This is a genomic window from Sphingobium sp. BYY-5 (assembly GCF_022758885.1).
GTDB lineage: Bacteria > Pseudomonadota > Alphaproteobacteria > Sphingomonadales > Sphingomonadaceae > Sphingobium.
Genome location: NZ_JALEBH010000001.1, coordinates 2,269,081 through 2,288,824, shown reverse-complemented (window position 1 = coordinate 2,288,824; position 19,744 = coordinate 2,269,081). Strand labels below are relative to the sequence as shown.

Sequence of the window (19,744 nt, the reverse complement as noted above, 5' to 3'; positions counted from 1 at the left end):
CCTCCCGCGAATGGGAAGGGATGGGAGACGTGCGACGCCGAAGGTGGCGTTAGTCGCAGCAGGTAGGATTTTTCCTCACCGATCCGCCAGCGTGAAGCGAACGGTCAGCACCTTGCTGCTGGTCACTGCGATTCCGTCGCGAGTCGCCGGGCGGAAGCGCCATTTGCGCAGCGCATGGCGCTGGGTCGCCGCCCAGAAACTCTCGTCGGTGGCCGACAGTTTCTCTATATCCGTGACGCGGCCGTCCGGACTGATGGTGACGCGCACCGTGACTGCGCCTTCCATGCCCTGGCGGATCATCGCGCCGGGATAGTCCGGCTGGAACGTTCCCATCGCGCGCGGATCGATCGCGGCGTCGGTCAGCACTGGCGCGCGGGGCGGGTCGATGGGCGGCACGATGATGGAGGGGCCGGGGCCGACCGCCGTTCCGCTCTCCTTCGTGGCGGTGACGGGCGGATCGCCCTTCGGCAGAATGACGACCGGATCGGTGACAGTCGGCTGCTGACGCGGCTGGGTCTGGACCTTGGGGTCGGCCTGCTTCTCCACGATGGGATCGGGCGGGGGCGGAATGGGGATGTTGCGCGTATCCAGCGGCTTGGGCGTGAAGACAGTCTCGATCACTTCCTTGGGGATCAGGAGGAAGGCGCCGACGATCAGCGCATGGACCGCGATCGTCCCACCCAGCCCCAGTGGAGAGCGCCGTCCGGCGCCGTAGCGGGATACCGCCTGTCCCTGTGCCATTCCTGCTGTCACGAGTCGCATCGTCCGGCTCCTTTATGGTCGCATCCTCTCGCTGGATCGCCCCCCGGTCTTGCGCCGGAGCGGCATCCGCGATGCAATGATACAACATTATTTTATGATATGTTGCAACATTCATTTTGACCGGCCGCAACATTCGGGCTGCATCGGGACATATGAGGGCAAAGCGGGGATGCGACACCGTCGCAAACAGGACCATGCTTTCAGGAGATTCCATGCGTTTGCGATACTGTCTTCTCCCCGCCCTGGCCGCGGTTTCGGCGCCGCTCGCAGCGCAGCCGCCGGGCGGTCCGGCCGGTCCCTGGGCTGCGGATGCGGACCATGACGGCCGGATCACGCGCGAGGAGATGACCGCTTATATGGAGCGCCGCTTTGCATTGATGGACCAGGATGGCGACGGGCTGGTGCCGGTGCAGGCGATGCAGCGCATGTTGGGCCATGAGCGCGCGCAAGCCTCCGCCGACGGTGCGGCGCATGAGCGGCGTGGCCCCGATCGAGGACGCGGTGGTCGGGGCGGCGCGGATGGCCCCGCGCCGGGTGGGCGACCATCGGGCGGGCGTCCACCTGCTGGCGATCATGCCGATGCGGGCGGCCCGCCGCCTCCCGGCCGTGGGATGCCCTATCCCGAGGACAGCAATGACGACGGCCAGATCGATCGTGCGGAATTTCTCGCCCCCGCGCTCGCCATGTTCGACGATCAGGATCGCAACGGCGACGGCGTGCTGACCGCCGACGAACTGCCTCCACCCCCGCCCCCGGGTGGGGAAGGGCCGCGGCCCGAGGATTAAGCGTTTTCGACTGGGACCGGCCGCCTTCTCTCTCCTCTGTGCAGCCGGTTCCGCCGGAGCGCGTCGATTGGCCCGACGCGCTCCGGCCTTCCGTTACAGGAAAGTGTCGATGGCGTGGATGGCGAGGCCCACCAGGCCGCCCACCAGAGTGCCGTTGATGCGGATATATTGCAGGTCGCGCCCGACGGCATTTTCCAGGCGATTGGTGACGGTGCCGGCATCCCAGCCGCGCACCGTGTCGCTCACCAGCCGGACGATCGCATCGCCATAGCTTGCGGTTGCGCCCACCGCCGCCCGGCGCACGAAGCGGTTGATGACCAGGCGCAGCCCCGCCTCCTGCTGCAATGTACCGCCCAGTTGCCGCAGCGCCTCGCCCAGCCGTCCTGCCATCGCCTTGCCCGGATCGCGCACTGCGCGCAGCAGTCCGGCGCGGGCCTGCTCCCACAGGCCATCGATCCAGCGCTGCATCGCCGGATTGTCGACGATTTCGTCGCGGATTTTCGCTACCTTGGCCTGCGTCTCCAGATCGAACTGCAGGTCGAAGGCCAGCTTCGCCATGCCTTCCTCGGCCTTGAGGCGCAGGGGGTGGCCGGGGTCTTCCGCCATGTCGGACAGCAACTTGCGCAGGCCATTGAGGATCGCATTGGCCAGATTTTCGTCCAGACCGGTCCAGCGCAGCACCTTGCCCGCGCGCTCCTGCACCATCTGGCGGATCAGATGTTCATTCGCCTCCAATGTGCGGTCGGCCCAATGGACGATGCCGTCCATCACCGGAGCGTGGCGGCCGTCGCGCATCGCCGCCTCGATCGCCTGGCCGATCAGCGGGCCGATGTTGATCGCGCGCAGCCGCTGGCCGATCGCGCCCTTGACCATGCCGCCCAGTCGTTCCCGGTCCAGCGCCTCCAATATGTCGGCGATCAGGCGCGATGCACCTTCGCGCAGACGCCCATCGCCACCTGACGGGCTGGCGAGAAAGCGCCCGGCCGCGCCCGCCACATCCATATGCCGCATCCGCCGCGCCACGACGGCGGGGATCAGGAAATTGTCGCGCAGGAACAGCGCCAGCGTGTCACCGATCCGGTCCTTGTTGCGCGGAATGATCGCGGTATGGGGGATGGGCAGGCCCAGTGGGTGGCGAAACAGCGCCGTCACCGCGAACCAGTCGGCCAGACCACCCACCATGGCCGCCTCGGCAAAGGCCTGGACGAAGCCGATGGCGGGATGGAGATGGACGGTGGCCCGCGCGGCGATGAACAGGGCGGCCATCGCCACCAGCATCCCCGTCGCCACCAGCCGCATCCGCCGCGCGGGGTGCGGGGCGAAGGCATCCTTGGGCCGGGGCAGGCGAAGCAGCGTCATGGCCGTTCAACGGTTACGCTGCCGTTTCGTTCAGGCAAGCACATCTTTTTGCCGGAGCGCCGGTATCGATGGCGCCCCGGTCCCCATGTCATTTCGGCCTCATTCTGCGGGATGCGTCTGGCCCGGCACCGCCATGCCATTGTCGCCTGGCTTGTAGGTCAGCAGACCCCGGCCCAGGCGCGGGCCTACCCAGCTTTCGATCGCGACCGCCAGGCTGAAGGTCGCCGGCACAATCACCAGCGTCAACAGGGTGGACAGCAGCAGGCCGCCGATCACGGTGATGCCCATCGGCGCGCGCCACGCGCCGTCGCCCGACAGGGCCAGCGCGGTTGGCACCATGCCCGCGACCATCGCAACGGTGGTCATGACGATCGGCTGGGCGCGCTTGTGGCCGGCGTCGACGATCGCCTCCTTCTTGGGCACGCCCTTCTCCATTTCCTCCAGCGCGAAGTCGATCACCAGGATCGAGTTCTTGGCGACGATGCCCAGCAGCATCAGCAGGCCGATCAGCACCGGCATGGAAATGGGGTTGCCGGTCAGGTGCAGCGCCAGCGCGCCGCCCAGCGGCGCCAGCAGCAGCGAGCCCAGGTTCACGAAGGGCGGCATGATCCGCTTGTACAGCAGGACCAGCACCGCCAGCACCAGCATGATGCCCGAAAAGACGGCGATGACGAAATTCTGGAGCATCTCCGCCTGCCATTTGGCGTCACCGGCGTTGATCTTCTGCACGCCCTGGATGCGGCCTTCGTTGATCGCCTTCATCAGCGGCAGCGCATCGATCTTGGCATTGGCCTGGCTGGTGACGATGCCCGGCGCCAGGTCCGCGCCCACAACGATACGGCGGATCTGATTATACCGGCGGATCTGCGTCGGTCCCGCGCCGAAGCTGATGTCGGCCACCACCTTGAGCGGCACCGATCCGCCCGTCACCGTGGGAACCGGCATATTCTCGATCGTCGCGATATCCTTGCGGCTATTCTCCGCTATCGACACGCGGATCGGGATCTGGCGGTCTGACAGCGAGAATTTGGCGCTGTTCTGGTCGATGTCGCCGATCGTGGCGATGCGGATCGACTGGCTGAGCGCGGCGGTGGTCACGCCCAGGCTGGCGGCCAGGTCCAGGCGCGGCTTTATGATGATTTCGGGCCGCTGCATGTCGCCCTGCACGCGGGGCGCGCGCAGTTCGGGAATATGGGCCATTTCCGCGACCAGTTGATTGGCGGTCTTTTCCAGCAGTTCCGGATCGTCCGACCCGAACATCATGATGATGTCGCGGCCAAAGCCGCCGCCCGACTGCGACTGGAAATTGACGCGCGCGTCGGCGATGGTCTGGAACTGGGGCGCGACCTTGCGCTCCCAGTCGACCGAGCTGATCGGCCGGTTCTTCTTGAGCGTCAGGAAGATGTCGGCGTTGGTCGGCTCGATATCGGCGAAGGCCGCATCGACCACGTCGGTGTCGGCGGTCAGCATGGCTGTGACCTTGCGGGTGACTGCCGTCGTCTGTGCCAGCGTGCTACCCGGCACCGTCTCGATCTTCACCTGGCTGAAATCGGTATTGGTCGTCGGCTGGAAGGTCATGGGCAGGGTGGAGAAGGCCCAGATGGTGGCGGCGAAGGCCAGGAAGCCGAAGCCCAGGGTCCAGACGCGATGGTCGATGAAGAAGCCGACGGTCTTGTTGCGCAGGCCGCCGCGCGCGCTACGCGCCTTGGCCTTGCGGTCGTCCAGCGACCAGTGCAGCACGTCCATATAGCGGTCCATCATCCAGCCTTCGCCGTGATTTTCCTCGCCATGGGCTTTCAGGAAATAGGCGGCGATCATCGGGGTGATGAGACGCGCCACGGCCAGGCTCATCAACACCGACACGACCACGGTCATGCCGAACTGGATGAAGAACTGCCCGGAAATGCCCGGCATCAGCGCGACCGGCAGGAACACCGCGACGATCGCCATGGTGGTGGCGAGCACGGCCAGGCCAATCTCGTCCGCCGCGTCGATCGACGCCTGATAGGCCGACTTGCCCATGCGCATGTGGCGCACGATATTCTCGATCTCCACGATCGCGTCGTCGACCAGCACGCCCGCCACCAGGCTCAGCGCCAGCAGCGAGATGCCGTTCAGCGTGAAGCCCATCATCTCCATGAACCAGAAGGATGGGATGGCCGACAGCGGGATGGCCAGCGCGGAGATCATGGTCGCGCGCCAGTCGCGCAGGAACAGGAAGACGATGACGACCGCCAGCACGGCGCCCTCGATCATTGCCGCCATGGCCGAATGATATTGTTCCTTGGTATATTCGACGCTGGTGTAAAGCTGCTTGAACTGGACTTTGGGATTTTCTTTCTGCAGCTTGTCCAGCACTTTCATCGCGTTGTCATAGACGGTGACGTCGGATGATCCCTTGGCCTTTTCCATGCTGAAACTGGTGACTTGCCGCCCGTTCATCAGCGCGAGGCTGCGCTGTTCGGCGAACATGTCGCGCACGTCGGCGATGTCGGTGAGCTTGACGGTACGTCCGCCGGAAATGGCGATCTGGGTCGCGCCCAGTTCGCGGGCGTCGCGGGCGTTGCCCAGCACGCGGATCGACTGTTCGGCGCCGGCGATTTCGGTGCGGCCGCCCGCGGCGTTCAGGTTCACCTGCTGCAATTGCGCATTCACCTGCGCGGCGGTGATGCCCTGCGCCTGGAGCTTGGCGGGGTCCAGGATGACACGGATTTCGCGGCTGACGCCGCCGCCGCGGTTGACCGCCGCCATGCCGCTGACCGACAGCAGCCGCTTGGCCACGGTGTTGTCGACATACCAGGACAGTTCCTCCAACGTCATGTCGGTGGCTTCCGCGCTGAAATAGGCGATCGGCCCGCCATCGATGTCGATACGCTGGACCTGCGGTTCCAAAATGCCCTCAGGCAGGTTGCTGCGGATCTGATCGACGGCGTTCTTGACGTCGGCGACCGCGCGGTCGACCGGTGTGCCGATCTGGAACTGTACATTGGTCAGCGACCGGCCTTCGGATGCGAAGGAGGTGATTTCGTCGACGCCGCTGATGCCGCGCACGGCGGCCTCGATCCGTTGAGTGACCTGGGTTTCCAGTTCGGTCGGCGCGGCGCCCGGCTGGCTGACGATGACGCTGACGGCGGGGAAGCTGATGTCCGGATTATTGTTGACGTCCATCCGCATGAAGCTGACGATGCCCGCCAACACCAGCGCGGCGAACAACACCAGCGGCGTGACCGGATTGCGGATCGCCCATGCGGAAATATTGCGAAAATTCATGACGGGCTTCCTTCGCCGGACGCGCCTCGCGTCCCCCTCATCCTCTGCGGCGCGCGATCGCTCGCGCGCGAAATCATGGCGTGGCGCCTGACGACGGCGCCACGCATCAGCCGGCCTTCATCAGCTCGGGCTTGACCTTCTGCCCCGGCGCCAGGAAGGCGCCGGCCGACGTCACGATCTTTTCCGTACCGGTGATGCCGCCCGTCACCGCCACGCCTGCGTCGGACACCTGGCCGACGGTCACGTCGCGCCGTTCGACCTGGTTCTTGGCGTTGACGATATAGACATAGCTGCCCTTGGCGTCGTTCTGCACCGCCGATTCCGGCAGCAACGGCGCGCTGCCCGATCCGCTGGTGATCATGGCCGACGCAAAGCCGCCGGGCCGGATCGCCGGATTATAGGGAACAGCGATGCGGGCGATGCCCTGGCGGGTCTGCGGATCGACCACGGGCGACACCTGCCAGACCCGACCGGCGAACTGCGCCTTGCTCCCGATCGGCGTTATCGTGGCGCCATTATTGGCGCGCAGCGTCGCCAGGTCGGCTTCGGCCACCTGCGCCTGCATCTCCATCTCACCATCCTTGGCCATGCGGAACAGCACGCCGCCGCCGCCGGCCTGGACGATCTGGCCCGGTTCGACCGTGCGGGTCAGCACCAGCCCTGCGGCAGGCGCGCGGATATCGAGCCGACCGGTGCGGGCCTGCTGTTCGGCGAGCTGGGCCGCGGCTACCCGCACCTGCGCTTCGGCCTGATCGCGCGTGGCCGTGCGCTGGTCGATGTCGGCGGCGCTGATGAAACCGCGACCGACCAGCGCCTTGGCGCGGTCGAGTTGCGCCTGGGCCAGCTTGGCGTTGGCGCGCTGCACTTCGAGTTGCGCGGCGAGCGAGCGGATTTGCTCGGTCTGGACCGACCGTTCGACCGTCGCCAGCACCTGACCGGCACGCACCCAGTCGCCCGGTTGCACCAGCACGCGCGTCACCATGCCGCCTTCGCCGATTACGCCGACCGGCATATCGACCCGCGCGGCGAGTGATCCGGTGGCGCTGACCGTGCGCGCGACCGTCGACTGGCCAGGGCTGACCACGGTTACGACCGGCACCTGGGCTGTTGCGCTCGGCGCGGCGGCAGGACCGCCGCGCATGGAAATCCATGCCGCGACCGCGACCAGTATGACGGCGATGCCGCCGCCGATCAGCAGTCGTTTCCTGCCCCGGCGCGATTCGTCATCGCCGATGACGACCGCCGGGTCGCCCACCAATTGGGTTTCGTAATTCATGCCGATTCCATCTCTCCGGCGCTTCGCCCTGTTGAGCACTGTGTTATATGAATATAGCACCACTCTCAAGCCCCAATATCACGCGCCAAGGGAGAAGGGCAAAGCGATATTATAGGGGGCTGTAGGGGAAAGGCGATGGCTGTTCGCCAGCTTCGTTCCGGCGACGCATGAGATTGCCTGAATCGCTTGGCGGTCAGGCATTGGGCAGGATGGAAAGGCGCGCACCCTGGCGGGCTTCGATGCGCCGAAGCGGCGGGCCGTTGCAGGTTCAATATCCGGCGCGTGGATGACCTGCGCCGGGCAAGAAAAAGGCCGCGCTTTTCGGGCGCGGCCTTTTCAATGGCAGTCGGTGCGGCCTAGCGGATGGATCCGCGCCGTACCAGGTTGACGATCGCCAGCAGGACGATGGCGCCGACCAGCGATACCAGGAAGCTGTATAGCGTCAGGCCGCTACCGATCGAGCCGCCACTGAAGATCAGGCCACCGATGAAAGCGCCGACGATGCCGACCACGATGTTGAGCAGGATGCCCTGCTGCGCGTCCGTGCGCATAATCATGCTGGCGAGCCAGCCGATGATGCCGCCGACGATAAGCCACAAGATGATGCCCATGCTACTCTCCTTGACCACACCCCCTTCGGGTTGGATGTCGTATCAACGGAGGAAGAGGCATAGCGTTCCATGAGACGAAAAATGCTTTCGGTATGGAAACCATTGCGGCTTTATGTTGTCGCCGGCGGGCGGGCAGGATTCCGCCTTGGACAGGGCATAGACAAAGGGAGCCGCCCATCGCGATGGGTGGCTCCCTTTGTCTTCCAACACCCTTTGGGCGACGTCAGTATTTCTGCTGCCGTTCGTAGAGGGACTTATAATATTGGATGCGAGTGACGCGAAGCCCGTGCATCCCGGACCGATCGACGGCGCGTTGCCAGCCGGCAAATTCCTCCAGCGTCAGATTATAGCGCGCGCAGGCTTCGTCGACGGTCAGCAGGCCGCCATTGACCGCCGCGACCACTTCCGCCTTGCGCCGCACGACCCAACGGGTCGTGTCGGTGGGGGGCAGGCTCTCCAGGGTCAGGGGTTCCCCAAGCGGGCCTACGACCTGGGCGGGCCTGATTTTCTGGTTCTCGATCATTCTTACCCTCAATTTCCGGCTCTGGCGTTGCCGAATTCAGCAATGAAGCCCTATCTTCCTCAGCCCTGAACAAGGGCTAAAGCGCCACGGTAAACACTGGCTTCATCTTCCATGCCCCTCTGCTAGGCGGCTCGCGATCAACGGGTTGAAGCTGCCCGCAAGCCGAACGGCATCGATCGTGCCGCCGGAACGTGGCGCGAAAATATCGGCCAGTTCCTGTATCCAGTCGTTTCCCAAATCCTGCCCCCGCAGGATTCCCGCGACGGCCAGCGCAGTCGGACTGGCCGCCTGCACAGCCGCTGTCGCGGCCCTCAGGAACGGCCAGACCGGCACACGCGGCCAGCCTGGGACTCTGGCATTGGCGGGGTTCAGCCCGCCGGTCCGGAGGAAACTCATATCCATGAAAGGGAATTTAGGGCCGAATGAATAACCGACGGTAAATCCGCTGCACGTTTCGTCGCGTCATTGGGTCCATCCGGTCGCTAAATCGCAACATGGCGCGCATAATTTGTTAACTTTTGCGATTGGGCGACCCTTGCACTATATGCGCGCCCATGCAGCCCCAGTTTCAGCTTACCGAGCCGCTCGACCAGCGGCGCATCGTCGTCGCCATGTCCGGCGGCGTGGACAGCAGCGTCGTCGCCGCGCTCGCCGCGAAGACCGGCGCTGAAGTGATCGGCGTCACCCTCCAGCTTTACGATCATGGCGCAGCGGTGGGCCGCACCGGCAGTTGCTGTGCGGGGCAGGATATACGCGATGCGCGCGCGGTCGCCGACCGCATCGGCATCGCCCATTATGTCTTTGATTATGAAAGCGCGTTCCGCGATTCCGTGATCGCCGACTTCGCCGACGAATATATGGCCGGGCGTACGCCCATCCCCTGCGTGAAGTGCAATATGGGGGTGAAGTTCACCGACCTGTTCCAGATCGCGCGCGATCTGGGCGCCGACTGTCTGGCCACCGGCCATTATGTCCAGCGGGTCGAAGGCGCGGCGGGCGCCGAACTGCATCGCGCCGCCGATCCCGCGCGCGACCAGAGCTATTTCCTCTTCGCCACGACTCAGGCGCAGCTCGACTATCTGCGCTTCCCCCTGGGCGGCCTGCTCAAGCCGCAGGTGCGCGAGATTGCGGCCGAACTGGGCCTGTCGGTGGCGCTCAAGCCCGACAGCCAGGACATCTGCTTCGTCCCCGACGGCGACTATGCGAAGATCGTGCGCAAGCTGCGCCCCGACGCGGATGAAGGTGGCGACATCGTCCATATCGATGGCCGGGTGCTCGGCCGCCACAAGGGGATGATCCATTTCACCGTCGGCCAGCGCAAGGGACTGGAAATCGGCGGCCAGCCCGACCCGCTCTATGTCGTGCGGCTGGATGCGGAGAGCCGCCGCGTGATCGTCGGCCCGAAGGCGGCGCTCGCCGTGTCGGGCGCGCGCTTGAGCGACATCAACTGGCTGGGCGGCGACTTTGCGGGGCCTTTGACGGCGAAGGTGCGTTCGATGGCGAAGCCCGTGCCCGCAAGATTGGACGGCGATCGCCTGATTTTCGACGCCCCCGAATATGGCGTCGCGCCGGGGCAGGCGGCGGTGCTTTACGCGGGCGACCGCGTGCTGGGCGGCGGCTGGATCGCGCAGACTGAGGCTGCGATGGCAGAGGCGGCCTAATGTCGCCGGATTGGGATGACCGAGAGGCGGCTCTGAAACCGGGAGCGCTCTATCTGGTGACCCGGGAGGTTGCCACGCCGGCTGATCAAATTCCTTTCCGGGCGGGCCAAATCCTGAGGCTTCGGAAGGTTCACTACAGTCGATATGATAGTTGCCATATTTATCAGTTCGAAGCCGAATTTGGGGCCAAATCATATTGGCTGCACGACGATGAACCATTGGAATCTCTGAAAGAAGTGTTTGTGATCCAAACGGCTGGCTGACCCTGATACTTAAACCCCTTCTCTGAAGGGGAGGAGATAAGACGACCCCCAAACCTTGCCCTTTCGCGCCCCCGCGCGTAAGGCCCGCGCGTCATGACTCGCCCGCTTATCTTCGCCATCCCCAAGGGCCGCATCCTCGATGAGGCGCTGCCCCTGCTCGCCAAAGCCGGTATCGAGCCGGAGGCGGCTTTTCACGACAAGAAAAGCCGGGCATTGCGCTTCGCCACCAACCGGCCCGACGTGTCGATCATCCGCGTGCGCGCCTTCGACGTCGCGACCTTCGTCGCCCATGGCGCGGCGCAGATCGGCATCGTCGGCTCCGACGTGGTGGAGGAGTTCAGCTATTCCGAGCTGTACGCGCCGGTAGACCTCGACATCGGCCATTGCCGCCTGTCGGTCGCCGAGCCGGTCGACGCGGCCGATGAGGATGAAAGGGCGATGAGCCATGTCCGCGTCGCCACCAAATATCCGCACCTCACCCGCCGCTATTATGAAGCACGCGGGCTGCAGGCCGAATGCGTGAAATTGAACGGCGCAATGGAACTGGCTCCTTCGCTCGGCCTGTCGCGCCGCATCGTCGATCTCGTTTCCTCGGGCGCGACGCTCAAGGCCAATGGGCTGGTGGAAACGAACATCATCACGCAGGTGTCGGCGCGCCTGATCGTCAACCGCGCCGCCTACAAGATGCGCTCGGCCGAATTGTCGCCGCTGGTGGAAGCCTTCCGCACTGCCGTGGGGGTGAAGGATGCTGCTTAGCCTCCCCTTTCGTCATTCCCGCGAAGGCGGGAACCCATCTCCCAACCGTGCACCACGCGCAACGTTCCGGAGATGGATCCCCGCCTCCGCGGGGATGACGGTAAAAGAGAAAATGCGCGCATGACCTTCCACCTGTCCACCACCGACGCCGATTTCGCGTCCGCCTTCACCACTCTGGTCGATGCCCGGCGCGAGGCGGACGAGGATGTGTCGCGTGACGTGACCGCCATCCTCAAGCGCGTCCGCGCGGAGGGGGATGCCGCGCTCGCCGATTACACCCAGCGCTTCGACCGCCATGACCTCGACGTCAGCGGCTGGGCGGTAGAGCCGGCGCAGTGCCGCGCGGCGCTGGACGGCCTCTCGACGGAATTGCGCGACGCGCTCGAACTCGCTGCCGCGCGGATCACCACCTATCACGAGAAACAGAAGCCGCAGGACAGTGACGGCATTGATGGCGCAGGCGTCCGCCTCGGTGCGCGCTGGAGCGCGGTCGATGCCGCAGGCCTTTATGTGCCGGGCGGGCGGGCCGCCTATCCCAGCTCTCTGCTGATGAACGTCATCCCCGCCAAGGTCGCGGGTGTGCGGCGCATCGCCATGGTGACGCCCACGCCGGGCGGTGAGATCAACCCGCTTGTCCTGGCCGCCGCGCAGATCGCCGGGATCGAGGAAATCTGGCGTGTCGGCGGGGCGCAGGCCGTGGCCGCGCTCGCCTATGGCACGGACCGGATCAGGCCGGTCGATGTTATCACCGGCCCCGGCAACGCCTGGGTCGCCGAAGCCAAGCGCCAGCTTTACGGCGTGGTCGGCATCGACATGGTCGCTGGCCCGTCCGAGATCGTCGTCGTCGCTGACGGAAAGAATGATCCCGACTGGATCGCCGCCGATCTGCTCAGCCAATCGGAACATGATCCAACCAGCCAGTCGATCCTCTTCACCAACGATGCCGCCTTTGCGGCTGCGGTCGGGAAGGCGGTCGAGGGCCGCCTTGGCCAGCTTGCGACGGAAAAGGTCGCACGCGCGAGCTGGGACGCCAATGGCGCGATCATTCTGGTCCGCGACCTGGACGAAGCCATGCCTTTGGTCGATCGCCTCGCGCCGGAGCATCTGGAACTGGCGGTGGACGATCCCGATCATTATTTCACGCAGGTCCGTCATGCCGGCTCGGTCTTCCTCGGCCGCATGACGCCCGAAGCGGTGGGTGACTATGTCGCGGGGCCGAACCATGTCCTCCCCACCGGCCGCCGCGCGCGTTTCTCCTCCGGCTTGTCGGTACTCGACTTCATGAAGCGCACCAGCTTCCTCAGCCTCGATGCCAAAGCCATCGGCGCGATCGGCCCTGCCGCCGTCGCGCTGGCGGAAGCGGAGGGGCTGCCCGCGCACGCGGCGTCCGTGGCGTTGCGCCTCTCTTGACACAACAGCCGTTCGGTTCGAGCTTGTCGAGAACATTGCGCAGGGTTCTCGACAAGCTCGAACCGAACGGAGTAGGGGGCAACCCATGAACGACCGCTCCAAATCCCGCTCCGCCGCGCGGCTCGCCGCCGTCCAGGCGCTCTACCAGCTCGAAATGGAGGGCACGCCGATCGCCGCCCTCCTGCACGAATTCCACCAGCATCGTCTGGGCGCCACGATCGAGGATGTGACCTACGCCCAGGCGGAGGAGCCTTTCTTCGATGACATCGTGATCGGCGTGGACAAGCGGCGGGACGAGATTGACGCGATCATTTCCGCCCGCCTGTCGAGCGGCTGGAGCCTCGACCGTCTCGACAAGCCGATGCGCCAGATCTTGCGCGCGGGCGCCTATGAACTGCTCGCCCGCCAGGATGTCGGCACCGGCACCGTCATCAGCGAATATGTCGACGTCGCCCACGCCTTTTACGACAAACGCGAGGCGGGCTTCGTCAACGGCCTGCTCGACAGCGTGTCGAAGGATGTGCGGAAATAAAGCAATTTCGTCACCCTGAACTTGTTTCAGGGTCCATTGGCTCTACGCTCGCATGGCCATTAGCGCTTGTGCTCATGGATGCTGAATCAAGATCAGCATGACGGTTATCCCTATGTCCGCCGAATCCCGATTCCTCACCCTGCTTCGCCTGCTCGCCCATGATCCCGCCGCGCAGGGGCTGGTGGACGATGTCGCCATCCTGCCGGTCGGGAACAGCCGCCTCATCCTCACCAGCGACACGATGGTGGAGGGCGTCCACTATCTCGCTTCCGATCCGCCCGCCGACATCGGCTGGAAGCTGGCGGCGGTGAACCTGTCCGATCTCGCCGCCAAGGGCGCCAGGCCGGTCGGCTGTCTGCTCAACTATGCGCTGTCGGGCGACCATGCCTGGGACGAAGCCTTCATCGCCGGCCTGGGCGACGCGCTCGACCGCCATGCCATGCCGCTGCTGGGCGGTGACACGGTGAAGATGCCGGACGGCGCGCCGCGCAGCTACAGCCTGACCGCCATCGGCGAAGCGACGGGCGCCGTTCCCACCCGCACCGGCGCGCGACCGGGCGACCGGCTCTACGTCACCGGTCCGGTAGGCGACGCCGGCATTGGCCTGGACCTCGCCCGCGCCGATCCGGCCGCGATCGGTCCGCTGGTCGACGCCTATCGTCGCCCGCGCCCGCGCCTGGCCGAAGGAACGCTGCTCGCTCCCTTCGCCACGGCGATGATGGATGTGTCCGACGGCCTGCTGATCGACGCTTCGCGCATGGCGCAGGCAAGCGGCGTCGCCATCACCATCGACCATATCCCGCTCTCCCCGGCGCTGGAGAAGGTGCGCGGCGCCAGCACCGCCGTCCAGATCGCCGCCGCGCGGGCGGGCGACGACTATGAACTGCTCTTCACCCTGCCGCGCGCGGTGCCGCCGCCGATCCGCGCGATTCCGATAGGGGATGTCGCGGCGGGATCGGGCCTTACCCTGCTGATCGACGGCGCCACGGTCCCGCTGCCCGACCGGCTCGGCTGGGAACATGGCTAGGACCGATCGACATTCAGCCCTGACGGGCTGCAAATGGCGGCTTTCCGCGCTTCCGGTGCTCACGTACTTTTAGTACGCTCCGCTCCGGGTCACGAAAATCCACCATTTTCGCCACGCCATCATCTGAATGTCGATTGGCCCTAGGGGAACGAATGTGACATTTGCCCCGGCGCATGAGGCGAGGGAATGCAAATGCCGGAATCGGGCCATTAGGCTCTTCGCTTCCGGCTCGATCCACATCCTTCCCGGCCCATCTTGACGCGCGTCGTCCGGCCTGTAGCTTCTTCCTACCCTATTCTCAGCCGGTTGGAGCGCCTGGATGCGTGACCCCCTGTTGCTGATTGACGCGGTGCCCGATGCCGGATCATTGCTTTCCGGCCGCCCGTGTTTGCGCCCTTCGCCTGCCCGTCATTCCCTGCGGAGCGGCCGATGACAGCAACAACAGGGGGAGAGGATCAAGCATGGAGATAGTTTATATCGCTATAGGGTGCGGCCTGCTGGCCGTGCTCTATGGGCTGTTCACCAGTCGTCAGGTATTGGCCGCGTCGCCGGGCAATGAGACGATGCAGGCGATCGCCGGTGCGATCCAGGAAGGGGCGAAGGCCTATCTCGGCCGCCAATATACGACGATCGCCATCGTTGGCGTGGTCGTCGCGGTGCTGGTCTTCCTGTTCCTGGGTCTGACCTCCGCGGTCGGATTCCTGATCGGTGCGATCCTGTCGGGGGCGGCAGGGTTTATCGGCATGAACATTTCGGTGCGCGCCAATGTCCGTACCGCCGAAGCCGCGCGTGGCACATTGCAGAGCGGCCTCACCGTCGCCTTCCGCGCGGGCGCGATCACCGGCATGTTGGTGGCGGGCCTCGCCTTGCTCGCGATCAGCACCTTCTTCTGGTATCTGACCGGCCCTGCCGGCCATGCGCCCGACGATCGGCTGGTGATCGACTCTCTGGTGGCGCTGGCCTTCGGCGCGTCCCTGATCTCCATCTTCGCGCGGCTTGGCGGCGGTATCTTCACCAAGGCGGCCGATGTCGGCGCGGACCTGGTGGGGAAGGTCGAGGCCGGTATTCCGGAGGACGACCCACGCAACCCCGCCGTCATCGCCGACAATGTGGGTGACAATGTGGGCGACTGCGCCGGCATGGCCGCCGATCTGTTCGAAACCTATGTCGTCACCGTCGGCGCGACCATGGTGCTGACCGCGCTGCTGGTCAGCGGTGTTGGCAACGCCTTCCTGCTTCGGCTCATGGCCCTGCCCCTGATCGTTGGCGGTGTGTGCATCATCACGTCGATCATCGGCACCTATATGGTGCGCCTGGGCGCCAGCCAGTCGATCATGGGTGCGCTTTACAAGGGTTTCTGGACCACGGCGATCCTGTCCATCCCCGCCATCTATTATGTGACCTGGCAGGTGCTGGGTAACATGAACGCGGTCTTCGGCGCCGACCTTGACGGGATGGGGGGCTATACCGGCATGGCGCTCTTCTGGTCGATGATGGTCGGTCTGGCCGTCACCGGCCTGCTGGTGGTCATCACCGAATATTATACTGGCACCAACTACCGTCCGGTTCGCTCCATCGCCAAGGCATCGGAAACCGGTCATGGCACCAATGTCATCCAGGGGCTGGCGATCAGTCTGGAATCGACTGCCCTGCCGACCCTGGTCATCGTGGTCGGCATCATCGTCGCCTATCAGCTCGCCGGCCTGATCGGCATCGCTTTCGCCGCGACGGCGATGCTGGCGCTCGCCGGCATGGTGGTGGCGCTGGATGCCTATGGCCCCGTCACCGACAATGCCGGCGGCATCGCGGAAATGGCGCATATGGAGGACAGCGTGCGGGTCAAGACCGACGCGCTCGACGCCGTGGGCAACACGACCAAGGCAGTGACGAAGGGATATGCCATCGGATCGGCCGGGCTTGCCGCGCTGGTGCTGTTCGGCGCCTATACGGAGGATCTGAAATTCTACAATTCGGCCCTGGGTCTGACCGCGCCGGTCGATTTCAGCCTGTCCAACCCCTATGTCATCGTCGGCCTGCTGCTGGGCGCGCTGCTGCCCTATCTGTTCGGCGCGATGGGGATGACCGCGGTCGGCCGCGCGGCGGGTGACGTGGTGAAGGATGTGCGCGACCAGTTCGCCACCAACAAGGGCATCATGGAAGGGACGTCGCGCCCCGACTATGCCCGCACGGTCGATCTGGTCACAAAGGCGGCCATCAAGGAGATGATCGTCCCCAGCCTGCTGCCGGTGCTGGCGCCGATCCTGGTATATTTCGTGATCGCGGCAGTCGCCGGCATCGACAATGGCTTTGCGGCGCTCGGCGCGTTGCTGCTGGGTGTCATCGTTTCGGGGCTGTTCGTCGCCATCTCGATGACTTCGGGCGGCGGCGCCTGGGATAATGCGAAGAAATATATCGAGGACGGCCATCATGGCGGCAAGGGCAGCGAAGCCCATAAGGCTGCGGTCACCGGCGACACCGTGGGCGATCCTTACAAGGACACCGCCGGGCCTGCGGTCAACCCGATGATAAAGATCACCAACATCGTCGCGTTGCTGCTGCTTGCCGCGCTGGCCCATGGGAGCTGACGCAAGGCAGAGAGTAACAGTCAATTTCAGGTGACGCGCGATCGGCCTCGTCCTATCACAAGGGCGGGGTCGATCTTTTTCCAGGGGGGATGATGAAGCGCGTTATGGGGCTGCTGGCGGGCCGCGACCATAGGCGGGAAGCCGACCGGCTCGATTTTCTCGAAAGGCTCGACGCCTTTCTAAAGGACCATAACCCGGCCTGATGGAAACGATCCGGACAGATATTGTCATCAAAATGAAATTAAATAGTCATTGAATCGTCACTCGGTGACCATAGTGGCGCCTGCGCAGCCAGTTCCCGGCGGTGGAGATGACAGCCCATGCGTTCGACCTTTGCCCTTCTGCCCTTGGCGGCGGCGTTCGCGTTGCCGGGTGTCGCGCGGGCCAGCGACGATGAGCAGCTTTGGACCACTGCCAGCGCGACGGTGAAGCTCAGCGACCATTGGCGTCTGTCGCAGGAAATCGTCGCCCGGTTCAGCGACGATCGCAACGGTCTCTACGAAATCGAATCCAACACGCTGCTGGGTTACAAACTGTCCAGGACGATGACAATCTGGGCGGGCTACACCCATGACCCGCAATATGAGGGTGGCGATTTCACCGTGATGGAGCGTCGCGGCCGCGAGCAGGTGACGTTCGATAATATCGTGAAGATCGGCCCGGCGATGCTCAGCGCCCGGATGCGGATGGAGCAGCGCTGGCGTGAGGGTGTGGATGGCACGGCCTGGCGCCTGCGTCCTTATGTGAAGCTGGTCATTCCCTTCCACGAAGGGGGCAAGACCGCCCTGGTGCTCAGCCACGAAAGCTTCTTCGATCTCAACAAGACCAATTTCCAGCGCGTCCAGGGTGAGGAGCGGATGCGCAACCTGATCGCTATCACGACTCCGATCGCACAGAATGTGAATGCGGAGATCGGCTATCTCCACCAACATGGTTTCCGGCCGCAGTCCGACGACAGCAATGACAATGTGGCGTCCTTCTCGTTGAGCTTGAGCTTCTGAGCGGGCGCTGTCCTATTGGGGATGGACGCATTATGCTGACCGAACCAATGCAAATGGAATTTGTCACATAATTTCCAACATCGGCAAGATAATGACAAATTATGCGGGAAATGTGCGAAGTTAAGGGCGTGCTTGCCGCTCCCGCCGGGCGGGCCTATAGCCCACGCCATGACTGTCGAACCCTTCCGTTCCCAGCTTGCCGCGCTGGAACAGCGCGGGCGGCTGCGTCATCTTGCGCCCCGCGCGGGCCGCGATTTTGCTTCCAACGATTATCTGGGCCTGGCTGGTGATCCGATGATCGCGCAGGCGGTGGCGGATGCGGTTGCGCGCGGCGTGCCGCTCGGTTCGGGCGGTTCGCGCCTGCTGCGCGGCAATGCGCCTGAGCATGAGGGACTGGAGGCGAAGGCCGCCGACTTCTTCCGCACCCAGGCGGCGCTGTTCGTCGCCAACGGCTTCATCGGCAACCTCGCGCTGTTTTCCACCCTGCCGCAGCGTGGCGACCTGATCGTCGCGGACGCGCTGATCCACGCCAGCGCCCATGACGGTATCCGCATGTCCAAGGCGGCCGCCGTCTTTGCTGCGCATAATGACGTGCAGAGCTTCGCCGACCTGATCGCCGCTTTCCGCGCCGAAGGGGGCAAGGGCCGCATCTGGATCGCGGTCGAAACGCTCTATTCGATGGACGGCGACATGGCGCCGATTGCCGACCTCGCCAAGCTCGCCGCCAGCCATGACGCGATGCTGCTGCTGGACGAGGCGCATGGCACCGGCGTCTTCGGACCTGGCGGACGCGGACTGTCGGCGGGTCTTGAGGGCCTCCATAATGTCATCACCCTCCATACCTGCGGCAAGGCGATGGGGGCGGAGGGCGCGCTGATCTGTGGGCCGCGCATCCATGTCGACTATCTCATCAACCGCGCCCGCGCCTTCATCTACTCGACCGCGCCTTCGCCGTTGATGGCGGTCGCCGTCTCCGCTGCGATCGACAGGATCGAGCGGGCGGGCGACTTGCGCGAGCGGTTGATGACGCTGCGCCAGGACGCTGTCGAAGCGATCTGCGCGCCGCTCGGCCTCGCCTCTCCACGCAGCCAGATTTTGCCGGTCATCCTGGGAGCGGACACGCGCGCCATGGCCGCCGCCGCCGCGCTGCAGGAGGCGGGATTCGACGTGCGCGGCATCCGTCCGCCGACCGTGCCGCCCGGCACCAGCCGGTTGCGCATCTCGCTGACATTGAACGCCAGCCGGGCCGATGTCGCCGCGCTGGGGCAGGAACTGCGCCGGGTCGTGCGGTGATTCTCGTCGTCACCGGCACCGACACCGGCATCGGCAAGACCGTCTTCGCCGCCGGCCTGGCCGGGGCATTGGGCGCCCATTATTGGAAACCGATCCAGGCCGGGGTCGATCCGGAGGGTGACAAGGAAACGGTCGCCGCCCTTTCCGGCCTGCCTGCCGGACGGATATTGCCCGAAGCCTATCGCCTCGCCACGCCCGCCTCGCCCCATCTTGCAGCGCGGATCGGCGGGGTGGATATCCGTCTCGACCGGCTGGCCTTGCCCCGGGTCGACGGGCCGCTGGTGGTGGAGGGGGCGGGGGGCGTGCTCGTCCCCGTCACCGAAACCCTGCTGATGGCGGACCTGTTCGCCCATTGGGGGCAGCCGGTGATCCTCTGCGCCCGCACCGGCCTTGGCACCATCAACCACAGCCTGCTCAGCATCGAAGCGCTCCGCGCCCGCAACGTCCCCATCGCCGGCATCGCCTTCATCGGCGACCCGCATGAGGAGAATGAACGGATCATCCCGCATATCGCTGGCGTGCGCTCGCTCGGCCGCCTGCCGATGCTCGATCCGCTCGACCCCGCCAGCCTCGCCCAGGCCTTTGCGGCGCAGATTGCACTTTCCGATACTTTCAACCGCTGATAATTTT

At 65.1% G+C, this 19,744-nt stretch carries 18 protein-coding genes; 11 read left to right on the top strand and 7 right to left on the bottom strand.

From position 1 onward, the window contains the following. Positions 1 to 75: 75 nt before the first annotated feature. The gene (locus MOK15_RS10960) at positions 76 to 762 is read right to left on the bottom strand and encodes an energy transducer TonB (protein WP_242931641.1); all 687 of its coding nucleotides are present in this window, start codon (positions 760 to 762) and stop codon (positions 76 to 78) included. A 212-nt stretch (positions 763 to 974) separates the two neighbouring features. On the opposite strand from MOK15_RS10960, the gene MOK15_RS10955 reads away from it, so the two are divergent. Continuing rightward, entirely contained in the window at positions 975 to 1,547 is a 573-nt protein-coding gene (locus MOK15_RS10955) for a hypothetical protein (protein ID WP_242931640.1), read from the top strand. A gap of 93 nt (positions 1,548 to 1,640) precedes the next feature. Here MOK15_RS10955 and MOK15_RS10950 read toward each other — a convergent pair whose 3' ends face one another. From MOK15_RS10950 to MOK15_RS10925, 6 genes are all read right to left on the bottom strand, one after another. Further along, positions 1,641 to 2,906, bottom strand: coding sequence for a DUF445 domain-containing protein (locus tag MOK15_RS10950; RefSeq protein WP_242931639.1), 1,266 nt, complete (start codon positions 2,904 to 2,906; stop codon positions 1,641 to 1,643). A 99-nt stretch (positions 2,907 to 3,005) separates the two neighbouring features. Next, entirely contained in the window at positions 3,006 to 6,176 is a 3,171-nt protein-coding gene (locus tag MOK15_RS10945; RefSeq protein WP_242931638.1) for an efflux RND transporter permease subunit, read from the bottom strand. A gap of 106 nt (positions 6,177 to 6,282) precedes the next feature. After that, positions 6,283 to 7,452, bottom strand: a complete 1,170-nt coding sequence (locus MOK15_RS10940; RefSeq protein WP_242931637.1) for an efflux RND transporter periplasmic adaptor subunit — start codon at positions 7,450 to 7,452, stop codon at positions 6,283 to 6,285. 356 nt (positions 7,453 to 7,808) lie between these two features. After that, positions 7,809 to 8,063, bottom strand: coding sequence for a GlsB/YeaQ/YmgE family stress response membrane protein (locus MOK15_RS10935; RefSeq protein ID WP_242931636.1), 255 nt, complete (start codon positions 8,061 to 8,063; stop codon positions 7,809 to 7,811). Positions 8,064 to 8,286: 223 nt separating this feature from the next. Continuing rightward, positions 8,287 to 8,586, bottom strand: a complete 300-nt coding sequence (locus MOK15_RS10930; RefSeq protein ID WP_242931635.1) for a DUF1153 domain-containing protein — start codon at positions 8,584 to 8,586, stop codon at positions 8,287 to 8,289. 102 nt (positions 8,587 to 8,688) lie between these two features. After that, complete coding sequence (locus MOK15_RS10925) at positions 8,689 to 8,982, bottom strand: hypothetical protein (RefSeq protein WP_242931634.1); 294 nt, start codon at positions 8,980 to 8,982, stop codon at positions 8,689 to 8,691. 158 nt (positions 8,983 to 9,140) lie between these two features. On the opposite strand from MOK15_RS10925, the gene mnmA reads away from it, so the two are divergent. The 10 genes from mnmA to bioD all read left to right on the top strand — a co-directional run bounded on the left by mnmA (position 9,141) and on the right by bioD (position 19,737). Next, positions 9,141 to 10,247: a tRNA 2-thiouridine(34) synthase MnmA gene (gene mnmA / locus MOK15_RS10920; protein WP_242931633.1), complete on the top strand. Its 1,107-nt coding sequence runs from the start codon at positions 9,141 to 9,143 to the stop codon at positions 10,245 to 10,247. After that, on the top strand, positions 10,247 to 10,510 hold the full coding sequence (locus MOK15_RS10915; RefSeq protein WP_242931632.1) for a hypothetical protein: 264 nt from the start codon (positions 10,247 to 10,249) through the stop codon (positions 10,508 to 10,510). Before mnmA ends, MOK15_RS10915 begins: the two co-directional genes overlap by 1 nt. Before the next feature lie 93 nt (positions 10,511 to 10,603). Next, positions 10,604 to 11,266: an ATP phosphoribosyltransferase gene (hisG, locus tag MOK15_RS10910; protein WP_242931631.1), complete on the top strand. Its 663-nt coding sequence runs from the start codon at positions 10,604 to 10,606 to the stop codon at positions 11,264 to 11,266. 120 nt (positions 11,267 to 11,386) lie between these two features. Then, on the top strand, positions 11,387 to 12,676 hold the full coding sequence (hisD, locus tag MOK15_RS10905; RefSeq protein ID WP_242931630.1) for a histidinol dehydrogenase: 1,290 nt from the start codon (positions 11,387 to 11,389) through the stop codon (positions 12,674 to 12,676). An 85-nt stretch (positions 12,677 to 12,761) separates the two neighbouring features. Further along, positions 12,762 to 13,208, top strand: a complete 447-nt coding sequence (gene nusB / locus MOK15_RS10900) for a transcription antitermination factor NusB (RefSeq protein WP_242931629.1) — start codon at positions 12,762 to 12,764, stop codon at positions 13,206 to 13,208. Between the two features lie 112 nt (positions 13,209 to 13,320). Next, positions 13,321 to 14,235, top strand: a complete 915-nt coding sequence (gene thiL / locus MOK15_RS10895; protein WP_242931628.1) for a thiamine-phosphate kinase — start codon at positions 13,321 to 13,323, stop codon at positions 14,233 to 14,235. A gap of 461 nt (positions 14,236 to 14,696) precedes the next feature. Next, positions 14,697 to 16,820 (top strand): sodium-translocating pyrophosphatase, encoded by a 2,124-nt coding sequence (locus MOK15_RS10890; RefSeq protein WP_242931627.1) that lies wholly within the window; start codon positions 14,697 to 14,699, stop codon positions 16,818 to 16,820. Positions 16,821 to 17,140: 320 nt separating this feature from the next. Beyond that, a complete protein-coding gene (locus MOK15_RS10885) occupies positions 17,141 to 17,821 on the top strand; it encodes a DUF2490 domain-containing protein (RefSeq protein ID WP_242931626.1) in 681 nt (226 codons plus the stop codon). 168 nt (positions 17,822 to 17,989) lie between these two features. After that, the gene (locus MOK15_RS10880) at positions 17,990 to 19,114 is read left to right on the top strand and encodes an 8-amino-7-oxononanoate synthase (RefSeq protein WP_242931625.1); all 1,125 of its coding nucleotides are present in this window, start codon (positions 17,990 to 17,992) and stop codon (positions 19,112 to 19,114) included. Then, the gene (gene bioD, locus MOK15_RS10875; RefSeq protein WP_242931624.1) at positions 19,111 to 19,737 is read left to right on the top strand and encodes a dethiobiotin synthase; all 627 of its coding nucleotides are present in this window, start codon (positions 19,111 to 19,113) and stop codon (positions 19,735 to 19,737) included. The genes MOK15_RS10880 and bioD overlap by 4 nt, the downstream gene beginning before the upstream one ends. The last annotated feature ends 7 nt before the right edge of the window (positions 19,738 to 19,744 follow it).

What these genes read in the sequence shown, in the direction of transcription:
- MOK15_RS10935 (WP_242931636.1), bottom strand. Translation starts at nt 8,063, where the DNA reads ATGGGCATCATCTTGTGGCTTATCGTCGGCGGCATCATCGGCTGGCTC.
- MOK15_RS10945 (WP_242931638.1), bottom strand. Translation starts at nt 6,176, where the DNA reads ATGAATTTTCGCAATATTTCCGCATGGGCGATCCGCAATCCGGTCACG.
- nusB (WP_242931629.1), top strand. Translation starts at nt 12,762, where the DNA reads ATGAACGACCGCTCCAAATCCCGCTCCGCCGCGCGGCTCGCCGCCGTC.
- MOK15_RS10890 (WP_242931627.1), top strand. Translation starts at nt 14,697, where the DNA reads ATGGAGATAGTTTATATCGCTATAGGGTGCGGCCTGCTGGCCGTGCTC.
- MOK15_RS10925 (WP_242931634.1), bottom strand. Translation starts at nt 8,982, where the DNA reads ATGAGTTTCCTCCGGACCGGCGGGCTGAACCCCGCCAATGCCAGAGTC.
- MOK15_RS10950 (WP_242931639.1), bottom strand. Translation starts at nt 2,906, where the DNA reads ATGACGCTGCTTCGCCTGCCCCGGCCCAAGGATGCCTTCGCCCCGCAC.
- MOK15_RS10880 (WP_242931625.1), top strand. Translation starts at nt 17,990, where the DNA reads ATGACTGTCGAACCCTTCCGTTCCCAGCTTGCCGCGCTGGAACAGCGC.
- thiL (WP_242931628.1), top strand. Translation starts at nt 13,321, where the DNA reads ATGTCCGCCGAATCCCGATTCCTCACCCTGCTTCGCCTGCTCGCCCAT.
- MOK15_RS10915 (WP_242931632.1), top strand. Translation starts at nt 10,247, where the DNA reads ATGTCGCCGGATTGGGATGACCGAGAGGCGGCTCTGAAACCGGGAGCG.
- MOK15_RS10955 (WP_242931640.1), top strand. Translation starts at nt 975, where the DNA reads ATGCGTTTGCGATACTGTCTTCTCCCCGCCCTGGCCGCGGTTTCGGCG.
- mnmA (WP_242931633.1), top strand. Translation starts at nt 9,141, where the DNA reads ATGCAGCCCCAGTTTCAGCTTACCGAGCCGCTCGACCAGCGGCGCATC.
- hisD (WP_242931630.1), top strand. Translation starts at nt 11,387, where the DNA reads ATGACCTTCCACCTGTCCACCACCGACGCCGATTTCGCGTCCGCCTTC.
- MOK15_RS10940 (WP_242931637.1), bottom strand. Translation starts at nt 7,452, where the DNA reads ATGAATTACGAAACCCAATTGGTGGGCGACCCGGCGGTCGTCATCGGC.
- MOK15_RS10930 (WP_242931635.1), bottom strand. Translation starts at nt 8,586, where the DNA reads ATGATCGAGAACCAGAAAATCAGGCCCGCCCAGGTCGTAGGCCCGCTT.
- MOK15_RS10960 (WP_242931641.1), bottom strand. Translation starts at nt 762, where the DNA reads ATGCGACTCGTGACAGCAGGAATGGCACAGGGACAGGCGGTATCCCGC.
- hisG (WP_242931631.1), top strand. Translation starts at nt 10,604, where the DNA reads ATGACTCGCCCGCTTATCTTCGCCATCCCCAAGGGCCGCATCCTCGAT.
- MOK15_RS10885 (WP_242931626.1), top strand. Translation starts at nt 17,141, where the DNA reads ATGCGTTCGACCTTTGCCCTTCTGCCCTTGGCGGCGGCGTTCGCGTTG.